We start from the raw sequence: 21,826 nt of genomic DNA on the forward strand, positions 1-21,826 counted from the left end.
AGATACAATGGAACCTATGCTTATACATATCACGCTCGTAGTGGGACTAGGAGTTCTATCTCAGTGGCTGGCTTGGAGATTTAAGTTACCAGCAATTGTCGTGATGTCAATTATCGGACTGCTAACAGGCCCTATTTTAGGTTTAATTGACCCTAAAGCACAATTTGCTCAGCTTTTTGATCCTTTTGTATCGATTGCTGTAGCTGTTATTTTATTTGAAGGCAGCTTGAACTTAGACATGAGAGAGGTAAGGGGAATCGAAAAGCCCGTGTTTCGCATTGTGACGCTCGGAGCCATGCTAGCTTGGATTTTAGGCTCTTTAGCTGCTCATTATATAGCGGATTTATCATGGGCGGTGGCAATTGTTATCGGAGGGCTTTTTATTGTGACGGGTCCAACCGTGATTTTACCTCTTTTACGACAAGCTAAATTAAAACCAAAACCAGCAGCGATTTTAAAATGGGAAGGTATTATTGTTGATCCATTTGGTGCACTCCTGGCCGTTTTTTCGTTTGAAATTGTTCAATTTTTAGTGCTGAGAGAAGTCAGTGGAAAAACAATTCTCTTTTTCTTTGTAGCCTCTATTATTGCTGTTTTAATAGGATGGCTTCTTGGCCGTGGAATAGGATGGATGTTTCAAAAGGGGCATATTCCAGAGTATTTAAAATCTCCGGTCGTATTTATTGTTGTTATTGCCTGCTTTACGATAGCTGATGAAATTAAGCATGAAACAGGTCTTCTAGCAGTGACAGCGATGGGGATTACCCTTGCTAATATGCATATTTCATCTATTAGTGATATGCGACATTTTAAAGAGAACATTTCGGTTCTGTTGACTTCTACTATTTTTATCATGTTAACGGCTGGACTGACGATGAAGACCATTACTGAAATTTTTCATTGGAATATTATTTTGTTTGTTTTACTTATGCTGTTTATTGTCAGACCTGTCTCCATCTTTTTATCAACGGTAGGGACAGATTTATCTATAAAAGAAAAAATACTGATTGGCTGGATTGCCCCGCGTGGCATTGTGGCGTTAACGGTCTCAAGTTACTTTGCGAAAGTACTAATCGATGAAGGATTTAAAGATGCTTCCATCCTAACAACACTGACATTTGCTTTAGTATTTGCTACGGTTTGTGCACACGGTTTTTCCCTTTCCTGGCTAGCTAAGAAGCTTGATTTATCAATTGGAGAAGAACCTGGTATTTTGCTTGTAGGAAGCAATGATTTTACGGTTGCCTTTGCTTCCAAGTTAAAGCAACTGGGCTATCCAGTGTTAGTTGCTGATTCTTCGTGGGAGCGGTTAAGAGTTGCGCGCAGAGCGGAAGTAGATGTGTATCACGGAGAAGTTCTAGCTGAGCAAACGGAATATCATCTAGATTTAACTCCTTATGAATACGTGATTGCTGCAACTGAGTTAGATGCATATAATGCACTTGTTTGTACTGCTTTTCTTCAAGATATGGGACGGAACAATGTTTTTCAATTGAGTATTCGTGATCAAGAAGATTCAAGAGAAGATGTCGATGAAATTATGCACACGGTAAGAGGACGCATGCTATTTAAGAAAGGAATTACGTGGGAGTTTCTACATCATAAAATGGAGCATGGACATACGATTTACAATACAAAAATTACGGATGAATATACGTATGAAACATATCTTGAGGAGAAAAGCGATGATTCTCTTTTACTAGCAGTGAGCAAGCAAGGAAAGGCATTGAGTTTTTTTGCTCATGATCAAGAAATAAACGTTAATGCGGGTGATACGGTGTTAAGCCTTCAGCCGTTAAAAAGATAAAAAAACAGGCCACTGAAGGCCTGTTTTTTTATGCTTGTCTTTGTTTAAAATGAATGACGAACAGATAAGCAGCAGCTGCTGCAAAATAGATAGTAACGGCTGGTGCGGTGAAGACATGCCCAGCTACAAAAGCAATTCCAAGAGCTAATACAATTGCTGTACTATACATCATAAAGCTTTCATCAAGAAGCTGTGACGGGTTTTTAAATAATCGAACCAGTACGGTTAAACCAACTACTAGAAGTGGAAGAACCCATAGTAAAAATCCGATGATACCTAAAGAGAAAAACAGGTCATAAAAATCCATTTCAATCATCTTTGGCGGAAGCTGTTTTGTATAGTCACCAGAAAAGCCCATACCTATCATTTTTCTTGCAATAGGTGCTTTTGCATACTCTTCCTTATGATGAGCTAAAAATTGCTCACGGCTGCTTAGAATCAGATTTTGAATATCTTTGTCATCTAAATTTGATTCCTTTTTCTTTTTAGCCGGCTTTTCTTTTTCTTTCTTTTCCGGCTTTTCTTGCTTTGTTTTCTCTTTTTTAGCCTCTAACATATCGATGTGCGTATATGTGTTTTTATAAGCTGGAGAAATCGGAGTGGTTGCTCCGGTTACAATTAAAAGCAGAATTGAGATTACTAAGTTGGCTTTAATTAAGCTGCGTTTATTCGTAAATAATTTTGCAAATAAGACAACTGTTGCTACAACTAAAGAAAGAATAACGGCACCTAAGCCTACTTTCGTTCCAAGCATGATGGACGAAACAGCTAACAATATAAAAGGAATCCAGTAATAAGCTTTTGAAAATGAACGTACTTTATCTAAAGCTAAAAGCAGTGTGAGAGGGAGCAAAATAGCAATGGTTGCCCCTAGCTCATTCGCTGCATAAAACCAGCCTTTGAATCCGATTTTATTATACTGATAACTCTCTAGTGCTGTACCTGTTAGCATTGTACCGATAAAAACAATACTGATGATGAGTGAAGCAGTCAATAAGTTTTTGCTCAGTATTCTTTTTACATCCAAAGACGATCGATAATGTAAAAACATCACAATCATTCCAAGTAATGTAACGTTCATATAAACAACCTTATTGAAAAATTTAATTTCTTGCCCAATATAATAAGGATCTTTCCATTGATGATTTAAGTAGATATTGAGTCCAAGAAAGAGTGCAAAAACAATAAGGTAGATAATCGAATATCTAGCCCATTTTGATTGTTTAGCAAACACTAAAAGTAGGACACCTGCAAAAATCATATATAGAAAGCGAATAACAACCCCAATTGAGAGACCACTATCCATGTTCAAAACCATGTACGTCGTTAGCATATCAATAATTGGCTGAATTGAAATAAAACCAACGAACAGAAAAAATAACCAGTATGTGTTCTTCATATAGTACTCTCCTGTTTTACGTGAATTAACGTTTTCTTTTAACTAAAAGCATAACACCTTCTACTCTGCATAATAGCGTCGACATTAAGTATACTAAACCACCTGCAAGACAGACAATACCAAATCGTAAGATAACATGTAATGAATTCAAAAATGCGATGTCCTTCAAGAAGAACATGAGGATAGCAACAGGTACAGAAGCTAAAAGAATTTTTCCTGTTTCTTTCACTAGATATCCGTAATGAAAGTGATTGATTTGTTTTGCCAGCATAACGAATACGATGGCCGTATAGAAAAAGGCAACCACTGACATGGAAAGTGCTAATCCTTGGTATCCCATAAATTTAGTGAAAATCATGTTAAAGATGATGTTTAACACAATGGATAATAAGCCTGCTCTCATAATAAGATAACCTTTTTGAAGAGAATAAAATCCTTTTGCAAGAACAGCTTGCAGCGAATAGAAAAACACCGAACCTAGGTAATAATAAGATACATCCGTTGTTTTTAACGTCGAATTTGCGTCAAATGCACCGCGCTGATAAGCAATCATTACAATGTCTTTCATGTAAAAGATCATAATAACAATCGTCGGAATCAGCAGCATCAGCATAAACGTAATCCCTTTTTCAATTCCGGATTTAAAGCGTTCTTCATCTTTTTCAGAAATGGCTCTGGCAATCAGCGGATAAATAATGGTTGCGACCGTAACCCCGAATATTGCCTGGGGAATACTTACAAGTCTGAAGGCGTAATTTAAGTATGAAATAACACCTTCACCAAAGGAGCCAGCAAAGAAGAAGTTTACAGTTAAATTAATTTGACCGACCATAATGGTCACACCGACAGGGATGAATACTTTATAAAAAGCCACCACTTCATCACGGTCAATTTTTTGCTTCCATAACAGCAGATGCTGCGGTTTAAAATAGACAACTTTAATTAAGAAAGAAGCAATTGTTCCTACAAAATAGCCAAGAGCAATTGCATAGCCGCCCATAATTGAATGTAATAGGATTGTACTTAAAATCGTAAATAGTACAACAACCGTTTGAGAAAACACAGAGAAAGAATATTGACTTCGTGCATCAAATACACCTTCGTATACGGCATTCACTCCAACTAGTGAAAGAGATAAGAAGTACATAACGCCCGTATAAATTCCTAGTTCAATTGCTGCTTTGGAAAAATTAGAATACGAAGCGGGAAAGTAAAAGAAAGCGGCAATTGATCCGAGAACCGAAATAATGAAACAAATAAGAAAGGTTGATTTAACAATATTAGTCAAATGAACCTTTCCTTTATTTTCTTTTTCATAACGTAAATAACTAGGAATAAACGCATCCTTCATCCCCGTTAGCATAAATAAAATAAAAGCGTTTGGAATGATCATTGCTGCGTTGTATGAATCGACAATATAACTTGTACCGAAATAGTTAGCAATAACTAAATCACGAATCATACTAGAAAATTTCAAAAATAATGTTGATATGAGCAGTAAAATGCTCGCGAATTTTAAGTTTTTCATGCGAAACTCCTACCTTTTCAAGTTATCTCATCAACTATTAGCAATAAAGAAGCATCCGACAATTAGAAGAATACAGCCGATAACTTGTTTTGTTGTAACTTTTTCTTTAATTAAAAAGTAACCGAATGTTAATGTCCAAATATACGTAATAGACGTGAGCGGAAATACAATAGAATAAGGTAACAGCGTTAAAACATACACATTAAGCAGAGCTGCCGCCCCGTAAAAAAGGCCGCCACCCACAAAGCAAATAAGCGCTAGCTTTATCTTTTTTTCATTTAAATACGTAGAAATATACTTGAAAAAGACAGCTCCAACTGAACCTAAAAGAGTCATAATAAGTAAAAGCGGGATACTATTCATCTTGGCCACCTACTAAAATTACACCTACGATAATAATAAGAGTACCGACCAGCTTCATAGGGCTAATGGTTTCATTTAATAGAAAGAAACCAAGAGCAATGCTGATTACGTATCCTAGGCTTAAAAATGGATGAAGCAAGGAAACTCTTTCAAATTTAAAAGCGGCAATCATAAAAACCGCTCCTAATCCATAAAGAAAAAAACCAATAATTAAATTTAAGTTAAATGAAGCTTCGGACAACTTCCAAAAAAGTTGTCCAACAGCTGTAAACAGGGAAGCCACGATAATGAGTGTGATTCCTAGCTTTTTGTTGTAATTGCTCTCCATCAGGAGGTCACATCCCTTTCTTTCTGATCAAATCGGATAAAAGGAAGACCAATAAAGAAGAAAGACACAAATACGCTTGCTAATAAATATCGAAAATCTTGAGCCGGCAATGCCGCAAGAACAGAAAGCGTGTTAAGAGCCCAAGGAATGACGATAATAAGTGACGTAATTCCTCTTCGAATCACTAGCATTAATGAAAATAATAAAATGACACAGTGATAAAAAGCTGGTTTCCATAAGAATGTAAAAACAGGGTGCTTAAAAATAGCTAAGTAAGCATTGGCAGTATGCGTAATAAACGGCTCGATTACTTTATTTTTAAGACCTAAATCATTGCCGTAATAAATGTTGGTTACATACGTATCTGTGTAGCCATCTTTAAAAGGATTGATTTGCCATACCAAAGCCGTTTGTTTGAGAAAGCCTTCCGTTGCTAGATAAGGATTTTTGATGACAATGCTAGCATAATTCTTAAAGTAAAGACCTAGATCATTAAAAATAAACTCGCGGTCGTAGTATTTCCAAGTGAATTTAATAGGATCGCTTTTATATGGATTGTACTTTTCTTTCCACAATTCAATAGGAAGCACTTTATTAAAATATTCGCGCTCTTCTTTTGACATCTCCCCATCATTTGAAATGATGTTTGCAATTTGTTGAGTTGGGATAGACAAAGCTTCATTTGGATCCGAAGGCTGTACATCAAGCCACGTGAACACAGGGCCTGTAACAATCTTTTGTAAAATAAAGACAACTAAGAAAATCGTGACAAGAGGTTTCCAATTTTTTCTGAATAAGACGATCATTAAAAGGAAAGTCAAAACAAATACAGGAAAACCATTATGTCTAAAGAAAGCTACTCCAAATGCAGAAAGTAAAAGTAAGAAGAAGCCTGCTTTACTTTTAATCCAAGCACCTTTTGACAAATAGATTTTTGCAATATTCACCGTAAAAAACAGCAGAAAAGCACTGTATAAAATATCTTTCCAAATAATAATTGAAAAGATTAAAAAGCTTGGAATAATGACAATAATAGCTGTTAAAAGTCCAATCATAACAGGATGTGCTTTGCGTTTAATGAAAAAATCGAACGTATAGGCGTATATGCTTACTACAACAACAATTTGCGTGAATGCTACAATTCCTGGGTTATCCCATATTTTTGTCAGCAGCATAATCAGCCACGTAATCATAATAGGGTGCCAATCGTTAAATTCTCCGTTATGTGCCTGTCTCCACTGTGCTAATGAATCGGGAGTCATGGCCGCTGGGAAAAAGGCGAACCAGTAATATAGACTAACAGCTAGAATAAGAATTGTAACAATTCCTAGGTAACGCTTTGGGTGTGCAGATGTATAGTGAAAATCGTTTATCTGTTTGATAGCGCTGAGTACAGCGGCCGTTAGCAGCATTGCCAATAAAGTACGGCTGACGGCATACAAAACGAGTAAGAAAATAGTTGAGCTCGTCATATGTAAGTTATCTAAAAGAGAAAACTGTACGATAAACGAAAAAACAATCAGCAATAGCCATTCTAGCGGTTTAAATGAAGCATAAGCTCTATTTTTATAAATAAAAATAGAGCTTATGATGGTAAATACAAGTGCAGCAAAAAGGGAAAGATAGTGAACACCGTCTGGATTACCAATACTTAAACCGATAAGAATAATTAAAGCTGTTACTGTAAGCAGCAAAATACTTTTTTTATTCTTCATCATTGTTATTCTCCTACTTGTTCAATCTGTTCAATTTTTTTATTTAGTTCTAATTCATATTGCTTGCGATTTAATGAAGCGATTGTATCTAGAATTAATCCACAGACGAAAGATAAAACACCTAACACCATCAATCCAGTTGCTAAGATAGATGAAGGTACTTTGGTAATAAAGCCTGTATCAAAAAATTCATAAAGTACTGGAGCACCAACAGCTAATCCTGCGACAATAAATAACACTGTCCAAATGGAGAAGAACTGAAGCGGCTTGTACTCTTTAAATAACGTAAAAATCATTCGTAACACTTTAAATCCATCAGAGAACGTATTAAGTTTCGATTCGCTGCCTTCAGGTCGATCGCGATAATCGATCGCGATTTCTTTTAGGCGGAAGCGTTTATCTAACGCGTGAAGACTCATTTCTGTTTCAATTTCAAATCCCGGGCTCATCACAGGTATTGATTTTACAAATAATTTATCGTACGCACGATAACCTGTCATGATATCTTTAATGTTGCTTTTGTACAGGCCGTTAATTAAAGAACGTACTAAGTTGTTTCCGAAATTATGGAAAGCACGTTTGTTTTCTTCGAGATACGTTCCGTTTGATAAACGATCTCCAATGACCATGTTAGCTTCTCGATTTCTAATAGGCTCAATTAATTGATGAACAAATTCTGCAGGATACGTATCATCCCCATCTACCATAACATAACAATCTGCATCAATTTCTTGAAACATCGAACGTACAACGTTTCCTTTTCCTTGCTTGAATTCTTTTTTGACGATTGCCCCGTGTTCAAGTGCAATTTCACTTGTCCGATCTTTTGAATTGTTATCGTACACATAAATATCTGCACTAGGCAGTTCGCGTTTGAAATCGTCAATTACTTTTCCAATTGTTACTTCCTCGTTATAACAAGGAATTAAAACTGCGACTTTCATTTTTCCACCTCATCAAAAAAAATTGTTGGGAGTTGTTCAGCAATTACATCTACTGTGTAGCGGTTTGCTGTTTGTAACGCCTGTTGAGACATTTGCTGTTTCACATCTTCAGGAAGATTAATAAAAGCCTGTAGCTGTGAAGCTAGTTCGTCTACATTTTTAGGCTCAAAGAATAGACCATTCTTTCCGTCTATAATGTAATCTTTTAGACCACCAATCTGACTCCCAATTACGGGTGCTCCGCAAGCCATAGCTTCGAGGCCGACTAAGCCCAAACTTTCTCCTTTTCTTACGGTCGGAAACACGAATGCTTCAATTGCATTATATACGTAAGCAAGAGAGGACTGAGGAAGGAGAGGGAAATGGATGACTTTTTCCTCTAGGCCCAGAGTCTTGATCATTTCCTTAAATGCAGCTTCGTCTTTTCCGCTTCCAACGTATAGGTATTTGTAAGAAGTGGGCATTTGTTGTTCAGCTTTTGCAATTGCTTGCAGGTAGTATTCCCATCCTTTACCCACATCAATGCGGCTTACACATCCAAGATAACGGATAGTAGGGTCCAAGTTTAGTTCTTGATAAGCTTTGCTTTTATCTGCATAAGGGTGAAACAGATCTTTATTCACTCCTCCGCTTGGAAAAATATAAATTGGGTTATGAACCTTATATTTCTCTTCAACGAGCCCTTTATAATAAGGAGAAGGAGTAATAATTTTAGTAGAATGGTGCAATAAATCATTTACTCTAGGCTGATACTTTTCCTGTGAAGGTACTTCAGGTACAACGTCTGAACCATGCACGTTTGTCACAATCTTCACATTCTTCTTCAGCTTTTTAAGAACCAGCAGCGGAAGAGCATTATGAGATGCATAATGTACGTAAAGGTAGTCGTAGTTTTTTGTCAAGCCCGTCAAGACGACATTAGCATAATGAGAAGCATAGCTAAAAAGCTTGCTTAATTTGCTTGTCTTTTTTTGCATGACAATTTTATCAACTTGAATACCATTTTGAACTAAAATTTTTTCAGTGTTTTGAACAAATACACCATAGCTCGGGAATTGTTCCGAAGGATACATATTTGAAATCAACAAAATTTTCATGATTGTTTCACACCTATTTTTCTTTATTAGTTTATGATAATGACAACGGGTGTTCATTTAAATAGAGCTTACATGTATCATCTTACTATTAAGTTGAGCGATTTCATTGATAAACATGCAAAAATGGGTTGCATATCGCCAACATCACAATATTATAGCACACCTACTTTTTAAAATGCGAAAGTTTATCGGACACTTCCAAAACGATAGATAAAGCAGTAAAGAAGATGATTTTCACATCATCATAATCACACGAAAAAAAGCGAACGTTATTCGTTCGCTTTATGTCACTTATTTCACTTCAACACTTACCCCAAAATGGTCGGAAACAACGGGATAATGTATGCCGTTAAACACCACAGTTGATGACTGAATGTCCTGCGCATGACTCGATAGAATTAGATCAAGGCGCAGTGCCCGTTCATTATCATCCCATCCAGCAATGTTGCCTTTAACTGTAATACCGCTGTCTTTTTTGTTCGATAGAGTATACGTATCATAGAGGCCTTGGCTCAACAGGTAGTCGTAACCTTCATTTCGTCTATGAGCGTCATTATTAAAGTCTCCGAGTAGGAAAAATGGGTTATCTTTGTGTACATGAGCTAGCAGCGTATCAACTTGCTGCTTGAACGGCTCTTCCTCGTCATCCCACCAGCCAAGATGACAAGAATAAAACGTAAGGAGTTCTTTTTCATATTCGATTGTGGCTCCAACAATTCTTCTCGTTTTCCAATAGTCAATGTTTGACGTTTGTGAAACAAAAAATGAATGCTCTTCAATAATCGGGTGTTTCGTTAAAATGGCAATTCCTTCTTCATACACTTCATAGCCTATATGAGATAAATCCCATACTAATTGATAGTCTTCACCTTGCTTACCCAGTTCTTTTGCTAGAAGCCAAGCGTAATTATCGCTGCGAATGTAGTCATATACATAAGGTGCGTCTACTTTTTGGCTTACTTCCTGTAAAGCAATGACATCATATTTTTCTTTTTTAATTACTTCAGCTAGACAAGATAACTTGTCTAGCTGATTTTCCTCTTGCCAAGAGTGGCAATTTAACGTTAATAGCTTCATTATGTTAAGCTCCTAACAAATCTTGAATGTCGGATTTCAAAACATCCGCTTTAGGTCCATAAATAGCTTGTACCCCTTTATCTTTCAAGATTAAACCAAGGGCTCCGTTTTGTTTCCACTCACTTTCTCCTGCAACGGCATGTATATCTTTTACCGTTACACGTAAGCGAGTCATACAAGCATCAACGTCTTCAATATTGTTTTCTCCGCCAAGCAGTCCAATAATGACTGGGGCAAGCGAATCATTTTTCACCTGCTTGCTGCTTGTTGCAGTTGTTTCTTCATCGATATAGTTTCCGTTACGTCCCGGCGTTGGGAAGTTAAAACGTTTGATTAAGAAGTTTGCCACTCCAAAATTTAAGCCAAAGAATACAAGGCAGGCGATGACAAAGTTCATTAAGTCAGCCCATAGTCCGGCTTTGATAATCATTGGTATACGTGTTAATAGTTCAATTACGCCAAAGGAGTGTACGCGAACATGAACAATATCAACAATGGCAAAAGCCAGTCCAGTCATAATTGCATATACGACATATAAAAGAGGTGCTGCGAACATGAACATAAATTCGATTGGTTCTGTTACGCCTGTTAAGAAAACAGCTAGTCCAGCTGAAAAGAACATTGAACGATATTTTGAACGTTTGTCAGGATCTACGTTACGATACATTGCTAAAGCGATTCCAATTAATGACGCACAAGATAAAATCATCTGTCCTACTTTAAATCGTGCAGGTGTAACGTCATGTAAGAGCTGTTTGTAGCTGTCCATATCTCCTGCAGCGCGGAAATTATTTAAATCTGCAATCCAAGCAAGCCACAAAGGATCTTGACCGGCAACAGTGGAACCTGCTCCAGAACCTGTTAAAATTTTGTACGTTCCGCCTAGCTCCGTGTAGTTCATAGGAACTGTCAGCATATGATGAAGACCAAATGGAAGAAGCAGGCGCTCCAATGCTCCGAAAATAAATGGTGCTAGAATAGGAGCTGTGTCTCTAGATGTTGCAATCCACTGTCCGAAGCTGTTTAATGAACCTTGGATGAACGGCCATACAATGGATAAAAGCAGTGCCGTTACAACTGAACCACCGATGACCACAAATGGTACGAAGCGTTTGCCGTTAAAAAACGAAAGGGCTTCAGGCAATTTATCATAGTTGTAATATTTATTGAATAAATTCGCACCTAAAAACCCGGCGATAATTCCTACGAACACTCCCATGTTAAGAGCAGGAGATCCTAAAATAGATGTGAAGTAGTCTTTTACAACTAATTCTTGTCCAAACAGTGATTGAACCGTTGCTTTTGAATCTGAGAGCATTTCTGCTTTAACTCCGAAAATGGCTCCTGTAATTCGATTAATAAGAATGAATGCGATGAGTGCAGCAAATGCACCTCCAGCACGTTCTTTTGCCCAAGAGCCCCCGATGGCAACAGCGAACAAAATATGAAGATTTGTAATGATACCCCAGCCTATGTCTTCCATCACGCGTGCAATTGTTTGTACAGCAGTGACGTCTCCTCCAGTCATTGCAACTAGTTTTCCAAGTGAAATCATAATACCAGCTGCGGGCATAACCGCTACTACTACTAATAAAGCCTTACCAAATTTCTGCCAAAAATCAAATGAAAAGAACTTCTTCATAGTTTTTCCCCTTCCCCTATGTATGGGTTTTCATTTTATTTTTTGATAAACTATATTTCAAAGATAGTGCAACCGTTTGCATAACCTTATTGTAATAAAAGGGCTTTCATAATGCAAGACTGTAATTTCTCTTTTTTTGAAAAATTTATTCATGAATCATAAATGATGAAAAAAATTTTATGATAAAGTGAACAGTATTACCGGTATTTTAACACGATAGAATGTAATCAAAGCATTCAAGTAATGGCATAAAGACAAGTACAGAGGAGGATAATATGAAAAAAGAAGGGCTACAAGCGATTATTTTTGATTTAGACGGTGTTATTGCAGATACGGTACATTTATATTATAGAGCAAATAAAAAAGTAGCAGATCAACTTAACGTTTCATTTTCTGAAGAACTGAATCAGCAGCTGCAGGGGATCAGCCGAGTGAAAACTGTAGAGCTCATTGCTGCACAAGGCAACGTACGTCTTACAGTGGAAAAAAAAGAACAGCTTGCTGATGAAAAGAATAAGCATTACCAAGCATTAATAAGGGAAATGACAAAGGATCATCTACTTCCAGGAATACAATTGTTGTTAGAGGATTGCAAAAAGCAAGGCATTAAAATGGGAATTGCTTCTTCTAGTTCAAATGCAAATACTGTAATAGATTCGCTAGGAATACGTTCTTTTTTTGATTGCATTGTGGATGTGAGAAAAATAAAGAAGGGAAAACCAGATCCAGAAATATTTTTGACAGCTGCCGATCAATTACAAGTAAAACCCTATGCATGTGTGGGCATAGAAGATGGAGAGGCCGGTATAAAAGCTATTAATCAAACAGATATGGTTTCTATCGGCGTTGGTAAGCATCTGAAGGAAGAGGATGTGAGTTTTCACGTATATTCAACAGCTGATTTGCATTTAAAGACGATCAAAGAGGTTTTCGAAAAAGCAAGAAAAGGAACAGATTATAACAGCGCGTATACAAAAAATTAGTAAATCTTTTACATGCAAGTAGCAAAGCGCAAAAAAACATATGCTAGAATAAAATAAGAGAGCAAAGATGCATAGGAAGGGGTACATCATGATTAAATGTATTGCGATCGATATGGATGGAACTTTAGTAAATAGTGAACAAGTTGTAAGTAAAGAAAATGCCCAAGCGATTAAGACAGCTCAAAAGGCAGGGGTGGAAGTTGTTGTTGCTACGGGACGTTCTTATGAAGAGGCCCGTTATGTTTTAGAAGAAGCAGGACTTCATACATATTTAATTTGTGCAAACGGAGCAGAGCTTCGGAATCCACAAGGAGAAAAACAATATTCAGTAGGCATGACGATGGAATCTATTCGCGAAGTAGAGGATATTTTTAAGAAGTTTCAGCTGTACTTTGAAGTCTATACAAGTAAAGGCACGTATTCAAATGACTATGAAAAAGCTTTGTCGGTATTAATGGATATTTATTTAAGCGCTAGCTTAAAAGATAATTATGAAAAATCGTTAGAAGCGGCAAAAGAGCGTTTCAATAGCGGCAGAGTAAAGCTTATTGAAGAGTATGAAGCGTTATTTCAAGATCCAAACAAGGACATTTATAAGCTGCTTGCTTTCTCTTTTGACGAAGAAAAGTTAGAACAGGCAAAAATAGAACTTGTGAAGTTAGATTCGATTGCAGTCAGTGCATCTGGTAAAGAAAATATTGAAATAAATGATGAAAATGCTCAAAAAGGAATTGCAGTTACATCATTTGTTCAAGAACGCCATATTTCTCTAGAAGAAACGATGGCCATTGGAGACAATTATAACGACGTATCGATGTTTCAGCGAGTTGGACGTGCTGTAGCGATGGGGAATGCCCCTCAAGAAATTAAAGAATTTGCTCATATCGTAACAGGAACAAATGACGAGCACGGCGTAGCTCAAGCTATTTTGAATGCGCTTGAAACAGTTAAACAATAAGCAAACTAAAAAGCATGCCTTTAGGCATGCTTTTTAGTTTGTTACTTTCTCCTTGTTACGACGGTATGCACCGTGATTTGTCGGTCCAACATATTGATTTAAAGCAAATGAATGACGAATTGCTTCTGTAATAAATTCTTTTGCTGTATAAATAGCTTGTTTGACGTCACTGCCTTTTGCCAATTCAGCAGCAATCGCAGCTGAGTATGTGCATCCAGCACCGTGCGTGAATGTTGTTTCAATACGTTCAGACTCTAAGATCTCAAACGTTTTTCCATCATAAAGCAAATCAATTGCTTTTTCATGCGCCAATTTACTTCCGCCTTTAATCAATACATATTCGGCACCAAGGTCAAAAATCTTGACGGCTGCTTCTTTCATTTTATCGACCGTTTTGATAGGACCAAGTCCACTTAATTGACTAGCTTCAAATAAATTAGGGGTTACGACTGTTGCTTTTGGAACTAGTACATCACGCAAGCTGACAGTTGTTTCCGGGTGAAGCGCTTCGTCTTCTCCTTTACATACCATCACAGGATCTACTACGACATTTTTTAAACCATATTCTTCAATTGTTTTTGCGGCTAGTTCAATAATTTCCACTGAGCCAAGCATACCTGTTTTTAGAGCTTGTACGCCTACGCCTTTTACAATTGTTTTCAACTGCTGTTCAACAGTTGAAACTTCTTGCGGAAATACGTTATGAGACCAGCTGTTATCGGGATCCATTGTTACAATTGTTGTTAAAGCTGTCATTCCGTAAACACCCAGTTCTTGGAATGTTTTTAAATCCGCTTGAATGCCAGCTCCGCCGCTGCTGTCAGAACCCGCAATGGTTAATGCTTTATTCATTGTCATAAAAAATCCTCCCGTATTTTAAGTTCATAGAGAAAATAGAGTAAAACTTCCACCGGTCGGTTTTTAGCTGCCCAATGTGTTTTAGATAAATTTCTTCCATTCACTTTTCACTTTTTCTTTTATTTTATCGCTTTTAATGTAGATATTCAATTTCTAAAAACTGTATGAATCCTAAATGTATACTTTTGTCTTAGCCTCTTTTACCTTATGGTACAAGCACTCTTTCTTTTCATGAATAAAATAAAGAGAAACTTAAGAAAGGGTGATTCACATAAAAAAACATTCTAATCATGACAGTTATAAAGACGATTCGTATGCTTTCAATAAATCACAACCTCGCAGAAAAAACCACAAAGATTATTATATGAATTCAAATTTAACAAATGATCACTTCAGAACTGTTAAGGCAGGCACTTTAAATGTTTGTATAATTGTATTACCAGGAGCTAAAGTTGATCGAAACTCCACAGATAATCAGTCTATAGTTCCCAATCGTGTAAAAAGAGACATAGCCGCTGCTAATAAAATATGGAAACAATATGAGAAAAACCGATTAATCCAAGGTGTTACATTTACTATTACACGTTCAGTTGTTTTTTTGGAAAACATCAGTGGCATTGTTAATAATGCGGAAGATTTTCCAATTGGAGGGGCTAGTCATCTTACAATGGTACAAGCAATGCTTAAAACTGGCCGAAAAGTTTGTCAAAATGCTGATGTGTATGTATTTTACATGAATGGAAATAGATTTGGGCCTGTTAATTTTGATTATTCATCTACTCTCGCTGTAACTTATAATTCTTTTCCGCTTATTATTATGACAAATGCAAGTACAGATGAGTATCTTCTCGCACATGAATTAGGTCATTTTATGTTTATTACGAATCGTTTTAACGAGACGGATGATCCAGAACCTTTTCATGAACTAGATGGAAATCATAATAGAACGCCTAGTAACCTTATGTTTCCTACTCCTGAATTCTGGCCAATAGTACCGGAGATTACCAGTGAACAGATACACAAAGCTTTAAATAGTCGTGTTTTTTATAGCTAATTGTTGTTCATGTAAAATAAAAACGCCCTTAACAGCGGGTTAAGGACGTTTTTCACTATTTATTAGATAGAAGCTAATTCTTTTTCAAGAGCTACGTCTACTGATACATAATCATAACCTAAATCATGTGCAACTGCTTCGTACGTAATGGCTCCGTTTGCAACGTTCACTCCTAATTTTAACGCTTCGTTTTGAGCGATTGCTTTGTGAACACCTTTAGAAGCAATTTGAAGTGCGTAAGGTACGGTTACGTTTGTTAAAGCAATTGTTGATGTGCGAGGAACTGCTCCCGGCATGTTTGCAACTGCATAGTGTACAACCCCATGCTTTTCATAAGTCGGCTGATCGTGTGTTGTAATGTGGTCGATTGTTTCAACAATACCACCTTGGTCGATTGCTACGTCAACAATAACAGAACCTGGCTTCATTGTTTTCACCATTTCTTCCGTTACTAGTTTTGGAGCTTTTGCACCTGGAATTAATACTGCGCCAATCACTAAATCTGACTCTGCTACTGCATCCGCAATATTGTAAGGGTTTGACACTAGCGTATTGATTTGGTTGCCAAAGATATCGTCTAATTGACGTAGGCGTTCAGGACTTAAATCAATAATTGTTACATCAGCACCGAGACCGATTGCGATTTTTGCAGCATTTGTACCAACACCGCCGCCTCCGATAATCGTTACTTTTCCGCGGCTAACTCCAGGAACACCCGCTAATAAAATTCCTTTTCCACCGTTTGATTTTTGAAGGAATTGTGCACCGATTTGAGCAGCCATACGTCCTGCTACTTCACTCATAGGTGTTAATAGAGGCAATGTACGATTTACTGCTACTGTTTCATAAGCAATGGCTGTTACGCCGCTATCTTTTAATGCTTTTGCTAGTGCTGGTTCAGCTGCTAAGTGAAGGTATGTGAATAAGATAAGACCTGGTCTAAAATAGCCGTATTCACTTGCTAATGGTTCTTTTACTTTCATAACCATTTCAGCTTGTGCCCAAACGTCAGCTGCTGTCTCAACGATTTCAGCTCCAGCTTTTACATAATCTTCGTTTGTGAAGTTACTTCCAATACCCGCTTCATTTTCAATTAATACACGATGACCTGTACCAACAAATGATGCTACGCCTGCTGGTGTAATCGCTACTCGGTTTTCGTTGTTTTTGATTTCTTTTGGTACGCCAATAATCATGATTAATTTCCCCCTTGGTCGTTTGTGTACCTTTAGTATAAAGAAAGTTTTATGAAATTTCTTTGTCTAGAAAGAAGAATTGAAGAAGTGATTTTTGTTTAAACACACAAATGTAAACGCTTACTTATCAGAATTTTTAATTTTTATGTAAGGTCATCTAACATCATAAGGAAATAAAAAGTAAAAAAAGAGCTATTTGTTTATTAGAAAATAAACGAATAGCTCAATGTTAAAAGAAGTTACATTATCTGTTATTTTTTATATTTCATTAACTTAATATCAATATAAAGAGTCATTTTTTGATTAACGTCCTTTAAGTTAATATCACCAATCTCTGAAATTCGCTTTAATCGATAGCTAAGTGTATTCATATGCACATTTAATTCTTTTGCTGCTTCGTTAATGTTATTATCATTATTTAAAAATACTTCGAGAGTCTCCACCAAGTTGCTATTATGACGAAGATCGTAATCAGTTAGCTTCTTTAAAGAATGGTTTTCAAATTGATCTTGCACGCGCTTTTCTAAAATAACATCAAGAAATTGATAAATACCTAATTCCTGATAGTTAATAATCTCTTTCGTTTCTTCTGGAAACTTACTTTTCATATCTAATACGTTCAAGGCTTCTTTATAACTTTTTTCGATATGATCGTGCGATGAATAAATACTGCTGCAGCTGGCTTTAATTTGAGTAACATCAAAGCGTTCATACATGTTGCCTCTAAAATAGTCTACAAAATCTCGCTGTTCATCAAGAGGGTTTTCAACCGCATCCAAAGAAAGCAGTAAGATTAAGTCATTGCAATCAATCGTATAAAGAACGATTTTCAAGCGATGCATCGTTTTTAACATATACGAGATTTGACGTTCAGCTTCAGGCGTAATATCTTCTTGGAAGCGAAAGATAGCAATGGAAAACGTTGATGGAGCTGTAATTTGAGCTTCATAAAACGCTTCTGAAATTTCTTGGCGAGACTTAATGTGACCAGTTAATAATTTCCAGAAAAATTCTTGTGAACGTTCCTCTCGTTTATACTTTCGAATTTGAAGCTGTAGCAATTTATTTTTTAATACATTCGCAGCTTTTTTTAATAGCTCTACTTCTTCGTCGCCTAAGGCTTTCTCAATTTCAACAGCCCAGATGAATCCTAGAACTTCTTCATTTTTCCAGATGGAAATAGCTATGCGATCTCCAAGCCCAATTTCATTTATATTTTTCACACGCACAGGTTCATTTGTCTCAAGCAGTTTAGGAATAATGCCTTCTTTCCATAAGTTGTTGATGACTTTTTCCGGAACTCTTCTTCCAATAATTGTGGCAATACGCGCCTGGTCCGTTCTTTCGTCATGGGTGCTATAAGCTAATAAGCGATGATTAGCATCTTCAATGGTAATAGGACAGTTCAATACTTCGCTAATGCGATCAGCGAATTCTTCAAGCGTATCAAAATTTTCCTTGAACGGATCTTTGATTGGTTTCGTCATATATAAAATCCCTCTTCATAAAACAAAATAAGTACTAGTACAGCTTTTTAGCTACAATAAATATAGTAAAACGGTAACAACCGTGTTGATCATCAATTCATTGAAATGATTAACTGCTTAATATTTTAACAAAAGTAATTGTTTAAGAAAATGTTAAAATGCGTCTAAAGGTAGTTAAGAATGTACGGATGATTAGTAACTGCGTTCATTTCGCTTATTTTATCGAAATTTTCTTCAAAATAATCAATGTTCGGTGAGCATGATTCTTTTCAAATGTGTATAATAAAACGTATGATTATGGTTATATCAAACTTGAATCTGTAACTTTCTTTATGATATGTTCAGTTACGATTAGGTTGACCAATTCATATTACACATGAAGGGAAGAATTTAACATGGCAAAACAACAAATCGGTGTTATCGGTTTAGCGGTTATGGGGAAAAACTTGGCGCTAAACATTGAGAGCAGAGGCTATTCTGTTTCAGTTTATAACCGCTCTCCTGAAAAGACAGAAGAGTTCCTAAAAACAGAAGCAGAAGGTAAAAATTTTGCAGGTACATACAGTGTGGAAGAGTTTATTAATTCTCTTGAAAAACCGCGTAAAATTTTATTAATGGTTAAAGCTGGTGCTGCTACAGATGCAACAATTGATTCGTTAAAACCATACTTAGAAAAAGGCGACATTTTAATCGATGGCGGAAATACATTCTTCCAGGATACAATTCGTCGTAACAAAGAGCTAGAAGAATTAGGTATCCATTTCATCGGTACAGGCGTATCCGGCGGAGAAGAAGGCGCATTAAAAGGACCTTCAATCATGCCTGGCGGACAAAAAGAAGCATATGAACTTGTAAAACCAATCTTAACAGCTATTTCAGCGAAAGTTGAAGGCGATGATTGCTGCACATACATTGGACCAAATGGTGCAGGTCACTACGTGAAAATGGTTCATAACGGCATCGAGTATGGCGATATGCAGTTAATTTGTGAAGCATACTTCATTATGAAAAACGTATTAGGTTTAGAAACAGATGAACTACATGAAGTATTTGCTGAATGGAATAAAGGCGAGCTAGATAGCTACTTAATTGAAATCACAGCTGATATCTTTACGAAAAAAGATGAAGAAACAGGTAAAGCACTTGTAGACGTTATTTTAGACACTGCAGGTCAAAAGGGTACAGGTAAATGGACAAGCCAAAGTGCGCTTGACTTAGGTGTACCACTACCAATCATTACGGAATCTGTATTTGCGCGCTTTATTTCAGCTATGAAAGAAGAACGTGTAAAAGCAAGCAAGGTATTGAGCGGTCCAAATGCAGCTGCATTTGAAGGTGATAAAACCGAATTAGTAGAAGCAATCCGTAAAGCATTGTACATGAGTAAAATTTGTTCATATGCGCAAGGGTTTGCTCAAATGAAAGCAGCTTCTGAAGAATATGACTGGAATTTACAGTACGGTGATATTGCAATGATCTTCCGTGGTGGTTGTATCATCCGTGCACAATTCTTACAAAAAATTAAAGAAGCTTACGATCGCGATGCAGATCTAACAAACTTATTATTAGACCCATACTTCAAGGATATCGTAGAAGGCTATCAGTCGGCTCTTCGTGAAGTTATTTCAATTGCGGTTAAACAAGGTATTCCTGTACCAAGTTTCTCAAGTGCATTAGCTTACTATGACAGCTACCGTACAGAAACGTTACCAGCGAACCTTTTACAAGCGCAACGTGACTACTTCGGAGCTCACACATATCAACGTGTTGATAAAGAGGGCGTATTCCATACTGAGTGGTTAAAATAAAAAACAAGAAAAGCAGCTGTATACTACAGCTGCTTTTTTTATTTACTCTTTAGGTGAGAAGTTGTCTTCTCCGACTGGCCACCAGTGGAAACCGTCTTCAGCAAGCAATGCGTCTGATTCTTTTGGTCCCATTGAACCTGATTCGTAGTTCGGGAAGTTTTGTGCTTTTGTGCTTTCCCATGCTTCTGAAATGGTATCAACAAACTTCCAAGAAAGGGCTACTTCATCCCAGTGAGTAAAGTTCGTTGCATCTCCAAGCATGCAATCATAAATAAGGCGCTCATAAGCTTCCGGTGTATTCATTTTATCTCCACAGTTATTGCAATAGTTCAAGTTAATTGGTGTGGACGATGTTGCACCCGGCGTTTTACGCGCGTTTAAGTGAAGCGTAATGCCTTCTTCCGGTTGGATATGAATGACAAGCAAGTTTGGATGAATTTCTTTATCTTTATTGAAGTACAGGTTCATTGGTAAGTCTTTGAACTGTACAACAATTGTCGTTGCTTTTTCTTTCATGCGTTTACCTGTACGGATATAAATTGGTACGCCAGCCCATCTGAAGTTATCGATCATAAGCTTACCAGAAACAAATGTAGCGGTGTTAGACTCAGGATCAACCGAGTTTCCTTCGCGGTAGCCGATCACTTCTTCTCCTTCAAGTACACCTTTGCCGTATTGGCCTCGTACAAAATAATCATCTACTTCATCTACTGATAAAGAGCGAAGAGCACGCAGTACTTTTACTTTTTCACTACGAATTTCTTCCGGTGTTAATTTAATTGGCGGTTCCATTGCAAGCAATGCTACCATTTGAAGCATATGATTTTGTACCATATCTCGAAGGGCACCTGAAGATTCATAGTAACGGCCACGATCTTCTACACCAAGCGTCTCGCTAGACGTAATTTGGATGTTTGAAATGTATTGGTTGTTCCACATCGGTTCAAATAGAGCATTTGCAAAACGGATAACTTCGATATTTTGCACCATTTCTTTACCGAGGTAGTGGTCGATACGATAAATTTGATCTTCCTTAAATGCATGGCGAATTTGTTCGTTTAGTTCTTTAGCGGAAGGATAATCATGACCAAACGGCTTTTCAATGACTAGGCGACTCCAACCGTCTGTTTGTGTTAAACCTTCATTTTTTAAATTCGAAGCAATTGTTCCGAAAAATTCAGGTGCCATTGCTAGATAGAAAATACGATTTCCAGGCACGTTGTATTGCTCATCAAGGCTTTCTGTTAGGCTTTTTAATTCTTGATAAGAAGCGACATCTGTTACGTCAAACGGTTGGTAATAAAAATGTGAAGCAAACTTTTCAATGTCAGCGTCACTGTTTTTGAAACTGCTCACTGATTTTTTTACATTTTCGCGTAATTCGTCATTAGTCCAAGGTCTTCTTGCGACACCAACAACAGCGAAATCTTCCGATAGTTTGTTCGCTTTATATAAGCGGAAAATAGAGGGGAATAACTTACGTTTTGCTAAATCACCTGTAGCGCCAAAAATTACGATAATGGATTTTGGTTGTACATTTGTCATTACTTCTAGGACCTCACTTTGTCGTAGTTACGTTCAA

Annotated in this window: 18 protein-coding genes; 5 read left to right on the top strand and 13 right to left on the bottom strand. The window is 36.9% G+C overall.

What is annotated here, in order from left to right; translation table 11 throughout:
* Positions 1 to 7 precede the first annotated feature (7 nt).
* Entirely contained in the window at positions 8 to 1,807 is a 1,800-nt protein-coding gene (locus AC1DRF_RS01220; RefSeq protein WP_097824939.1) for a cation:proton antiporter, read from the top strand.
* Positions 1,808 to 1,835: 28 nt separating this feature from the next.
* On the opposite strand, the gene AC1DRF_RS01225 is transcribed toward AC1DRF_RS01220, so the two are convergent.
* The 9 genes from AC1DRF_RS01225 to AC1DRF_RS01265 form a co-directional block, all read right to left on the bottom strand.
* Complete coding sequence (locus tag AC1DRF_RS01225) at positions 1,836 to 3,206, bottom strand: O-antigen ligase family protein (RefSeq protein ID WP_477740255.1); 1,371 nt, start codon at positions 3,204 to 3,206, stop codon at positions 1,836 to 1,838.
* Between the two features lie 25 nt (positions 3,207 to 3,231).
* Positions 3,232 to 4,734, bottom strand: a complete 1,503-nt coding sequence (gene murJ, locus AC1DRF_RS01230; protein WP_016765962.1) for a murein biosynthesis integral membrane protein MurJ — start codon at positions 4,732 to 4,734, stop codon at positions 3,232 to 3,234.
* 30 nt (positions 4,735 to 4,764) lie between these two features.
* A complete protein-coding gene (locus AC1DRF_RS01235; RefSeq protein WP_016765961.1) occupies positions 4,765 to 5,097 on the bottom strand; it encodes an EamA family transporter in 333 nt (110 codons plus the stop codon).
* Positions 5,090 to 5,425, bottom strand: a complete 336-nt coding sequence (locus AC1DRF_RS01240; RefSeq protein ID WP_013059873.1) for an EamA family transporter — start codon at positions 5,423 to 5,425, stop codon at positions 5,090 to 5,092. Before AC1DRF_RS01240 ends, AC1DRF_RS01235 begins: the two co-directional genes overlap by 8 nt.
* Positions 5,425 to 7,140 (bottom strand): DUF6020 family protein, encoded by a 1,716-nt coding sequence (locus tag AC1DRF_RS01245; protein WP_427076646.1) that lies wholly within the window; start codon positions 7,138 to 7,140, stop codon positions 5,425 to 5,427. Before AC1DRF_RS01245 ends, AC1DRF_RS01240 begins: the two co-directional genes overlap by 1 nt.
* A 5-nt stretch (positions 7,141 to 7,145) precedes the next feature.
* Positions 7,146 to 8,084 (bottom strand): glycosyltransferase family 2 protein, encoded by a 939-nt coding sequence (locus AC1DRF_RS01250; protein ID WP_013059871.1) that lies wholly within the window; start codon positions 8,082 to 8,084, stop codon positions 7,146 to 7,148.
* Positions 8,081 to 9,181, bottom strand: a complete 1,101-nt coding sequence (locus tag AC1DRF_RS01255) for a glycosyltransferase family 4 protein (protein WP_477740256.1) — start codon at positions 9,179 to 9,181, stop codon at positions 8,081 to 8,083. Before AC1DRF_RS01255 ends, AC1DRF_RS01250 begins: the two co-directional genes overlap by 4 nt.
* Positions 9,182 to 9,472: 291 nt before the next feature.
* Positions 9,473 to 10,258 carry an endonuclease/exonuclease/phosphatase family protein gene (locus tag AC1DRF_RS01260; protein ID WP_013059869.1) on the bottom strand — a complete coding sequence of 262 codons (786 nt, stop codon included), beginning with the start codon at positions 10,256 to 10,258 and terminating at the stop codon, positions 9,473 to 9,475.
* Between the two features lie 4 nt (positions 10,259 to 10,262).
* Positions 10,263 to 11,900, bottom strand: coding sequence for a PTS transporter subunit IIBC (locus AC1DRF_RS01265; RefSeq protein WP_427076645.1), 1,638 nt, complete (start codon positions 11,898 to 11,900; stop codon positions 10,263 to 10,265).
* Between the two features lie 275 nt (positions 11,901 to 12,175).
* Between AC1DRF_RS01265 and pgmB the strand changes: the two genes are divergently transcribed.
* On the top strand, positions 12,176 to 12,883 hold the full coding sequence (gene pgmB, locus AC1DRF_RS01270) for a beta-phosphoglucomutase (RefSeq protein ID WP_043977541.1): 708 nt from the start codon (positions 12,176 to 12,178) through the stop codon (positions 12,881 to 12,883).
* An 88-nt stretch (positions 12,884 to 12,971) separates the two neighbouring features.
* Positions 12,972 to 13,841 carry a Cof-type HAD-IIB family hydrolase gene (locus tag AC1DRF_RS01275; protein WP_427076644.1) on the top strand — a complete coding sequence of 290 codons (870 nt, stop codon included), beginning with the start codon at positions 12,972 to 12,974 and terminating at the stop codon, positions 13,839 to 13,841.
* Positions 13,842 to 13,874: 33 nt separating this feature from the next.
* On the opposite strand, the gene pdxK is transcribed toward AC1DRF_RS01275, so the two are convergent.
* Positions 13,875 to 14,699 (bottom strand): pyridoxine/pyridoxal/pyridoxamine kinase, encoded by an 825-nt coding sequence (gene pdxK, locus AC1DRF_RS01280; RefSeq protein ID WP_013085513.1) that lies wholly within the window; start codon positions 14,697 to 14,699, stop codon positions 13,875 to 13,877.
* 364 nt (positions 14,700 to 15,063) lie between these two features.
* On the opposite strand from pdxK, the gene AC1DRF_RS01285 reads away from it, so the two are divergent.
* Positions 15,064 to 15,753: a hypothetical protein gene (locus AC1DRF_RS01285; protein WP_427076643.1), complete on the top strand. Its 690-nt coding sequence runs from the start codon at positions 15,064 to 15,066 to the stop codon at positions 15,751 to 15,753.
* A gap of 62 nt (positions 15,754 to 15,815) precedes the next feature.
* On the opposite strand, the gene ald is transcribed toward AC1DRF_RS01285, so the two are convergent.
* Positions 15,816 to 16,949 carry an alanine dehydrogenase gene (gene ald / locus AC1DRF_RS01290; RefSeq protein WP_013059863.1) on the bottom strand — a complete coding sequence of 378 codons (1,134 nt, stop codon included), beginning with the start codon at positions 16,947 to 16,949 and terminating at the stop codon, positions 15,816 to 15,818.
* A gap of 251 nt (positions 16,950 to 17,200) precedes the next feature.
* Entirely contained in the window at positions 17,201 to 18,436 is a 1,236-nt protein-coding gene (locus tag AC1DRF_RS01295) for a PucR family transcriptional regulator (RefSeq protein WP_028409727.1), read from the bottom strand.
* Between the two features lie 395 nt (positions 18,437 to 18,831).
* Between AC1DRF_RS01295 and gndA the strand changes: the two genes are divergently transcribed.
* A complete protein-coding gene (gndA, locus tag AC1DRF_RS01300; RefSeq protein ID WP_013059861.1) occupies positions 18,832 to 20,244 on the top strand; it encodes an NADP-dependent phosphogluconate dehydrogenase in 1,413 nt (470 codons plus the stop codon).
* A 42-nt stretch (positions 20,245 to 20,286) separates the two neighbouring features.
* On the opposite strand, the gene zwf is transcribed toward gndA, so the two are convergent.
* A complete protein-coding gene (gene zwf, locus AC1DRF_RS01305; protein WP_013059860.1) occupies positions 20,287 to 21,789 on the bottom strand; it encodes a glucose-6-phosphate dehydrogenase in 1,503 nt (500 codons plus the stop codon).
* Positions 21,790 to 21,826 lie beyond the last annotated feature (37 nt).

It is taken from the genome of Priestia sp. P5_B4 (genome assembly GCF_056400385.1).

What these genes read in the sequence shown, in the direction of transcription:
- AC1DRF_RS01220 (WP_097824939.1), top strand. Translation starts at nt 8, where the DNA reads ATGGAACCTATGCTTATACATATCACGCTCGTAGTGGGACTAGGAGTT.
- AC1DRF_RS01225 (WP_477740255.1), bottom strand. Translation starts at nt 3,206, where the DNA reads ATGAAGAACACATACTGGTTATTTTTTCTGTTCGTTGGTTTTATTTCA.
- murJ (WP_016765962.1), bottom strand. Translation starts at nt 4,734, where the DNA reads ATGAAAAACTTAAAATTCGCGAGCATTTTACTGCTCATATCAACATTA.
- AC1DRF_RS01235 (WP_016765961.1), bottom strand. Translation starts at nt 5,097, where the DNA reads ATGAATAGTATCCCGCTTTTACTTATTATGACTCTTTTAGGTTCAGTT.
- AC1DRF_RS01240 (WP_013059873.1), bottom strand. Translation starts at nt 5,425, where the DNA reads ATGGAGAGCAATTACAACAAAAAGCTAGGAATCACACTCATTATCGTG.
- AC1DRF_RS01245 (WP_427076646.1), bottom strand. Translation starts at nt 7,140, where the DNA reads ATGAAGAATAAAAAAAGTATTTTGCTGCTTACAGTAACAGCTTTAATT.
- AC1DRF_RS01250 (WP_013059871.1), bottom strand. Translation starts at nt 8,084, where the DNA reads ATGAAAGTCGCAGTTTTAATTCCTTGTTATAACGAGGAAGTAACAATT.
- AC1DRF_RS01255 (WP_477740256.1), bottom strand. Translation starts at nt 9,181, where the DNA reads ATGAAAATTTTGTTGATTTCAAATATGTATCCTTCGGAACAATTCCCG.
- AC1DRF_RS01260 (WP_013059869.1), bottom strand. Translation starts at nt 10,258, where the DNA reads ATGAAGCTATTAACGTTAAATTGCCACTCTTGGCAAGAGGAAAATCAG.
- AC1DRF_RS01265 (WP_427076645.1), bottom strand. Translation starts at nt 11,900, where the DNA reads ATGAAGAAGTTCTTTTCATTTGATTTTTGGCAGAAATTTGGTAAGGCT.
- pgmB (WP_043977541.1), top strand. Translation starts at nt 12,176, where the DNA reads ATGAAAAAAGAAGGGCTACAAGCGATTATTTTTGATTTAGACGGTGTT.
- AC1DRF_RS01275 (WP_427076644.1), top strand. Translation starts at nt 12,972, where the DNA reads ATGATTAAATGTATTGCGATCGATATGGATGGAACTTTAGTAAATAGT.
- pdxK (WP_013085513.1), bottom strand. Translation starts at nt 14,699, where the DNA reads ATGACAATGAATAAAGCATTAACCATTGCGGGTTCTGACAGCAGCGGC.
- AC1DRF_RS01285 (WP_427076643.1), top strand. Translation starts at nt 15,064, where the DNA reads ATGAATTCAAATTTAACAAATGATCACTTCAGAACTGTTAAGGCAGGC.
- ald (WP_013059863.1), bottom strand. Translation starts at nt 16,949, where the DNA reads ATGATTATTGGCGTACCAAAAGAAATCAAAAACAACGAAAACCGAGTA.
- AC1DRF_RS01295 (WP_028409727.1), bottom strand. Translation starts at nt 18,436, where the DNA reads ATGACGAAACCAATCAAAGATCCGTTCAAGGAAAATTTTGATACGCTT.
- gndA (WP_013059861.1), top strand. Translation starts at nt 18,832, where the DNA reads ATGGCAAAACAACAAATCGGTGTTATCGGTTTAGCGGTTATGGGGAAA.
- zwf (WP_013059860.1), bottom strand. Translation starts at nt 21,789, where the DNA reads ATGACAAATGTACAACCAAAATCCATTATCGTAATTTTTGGCGCTACA.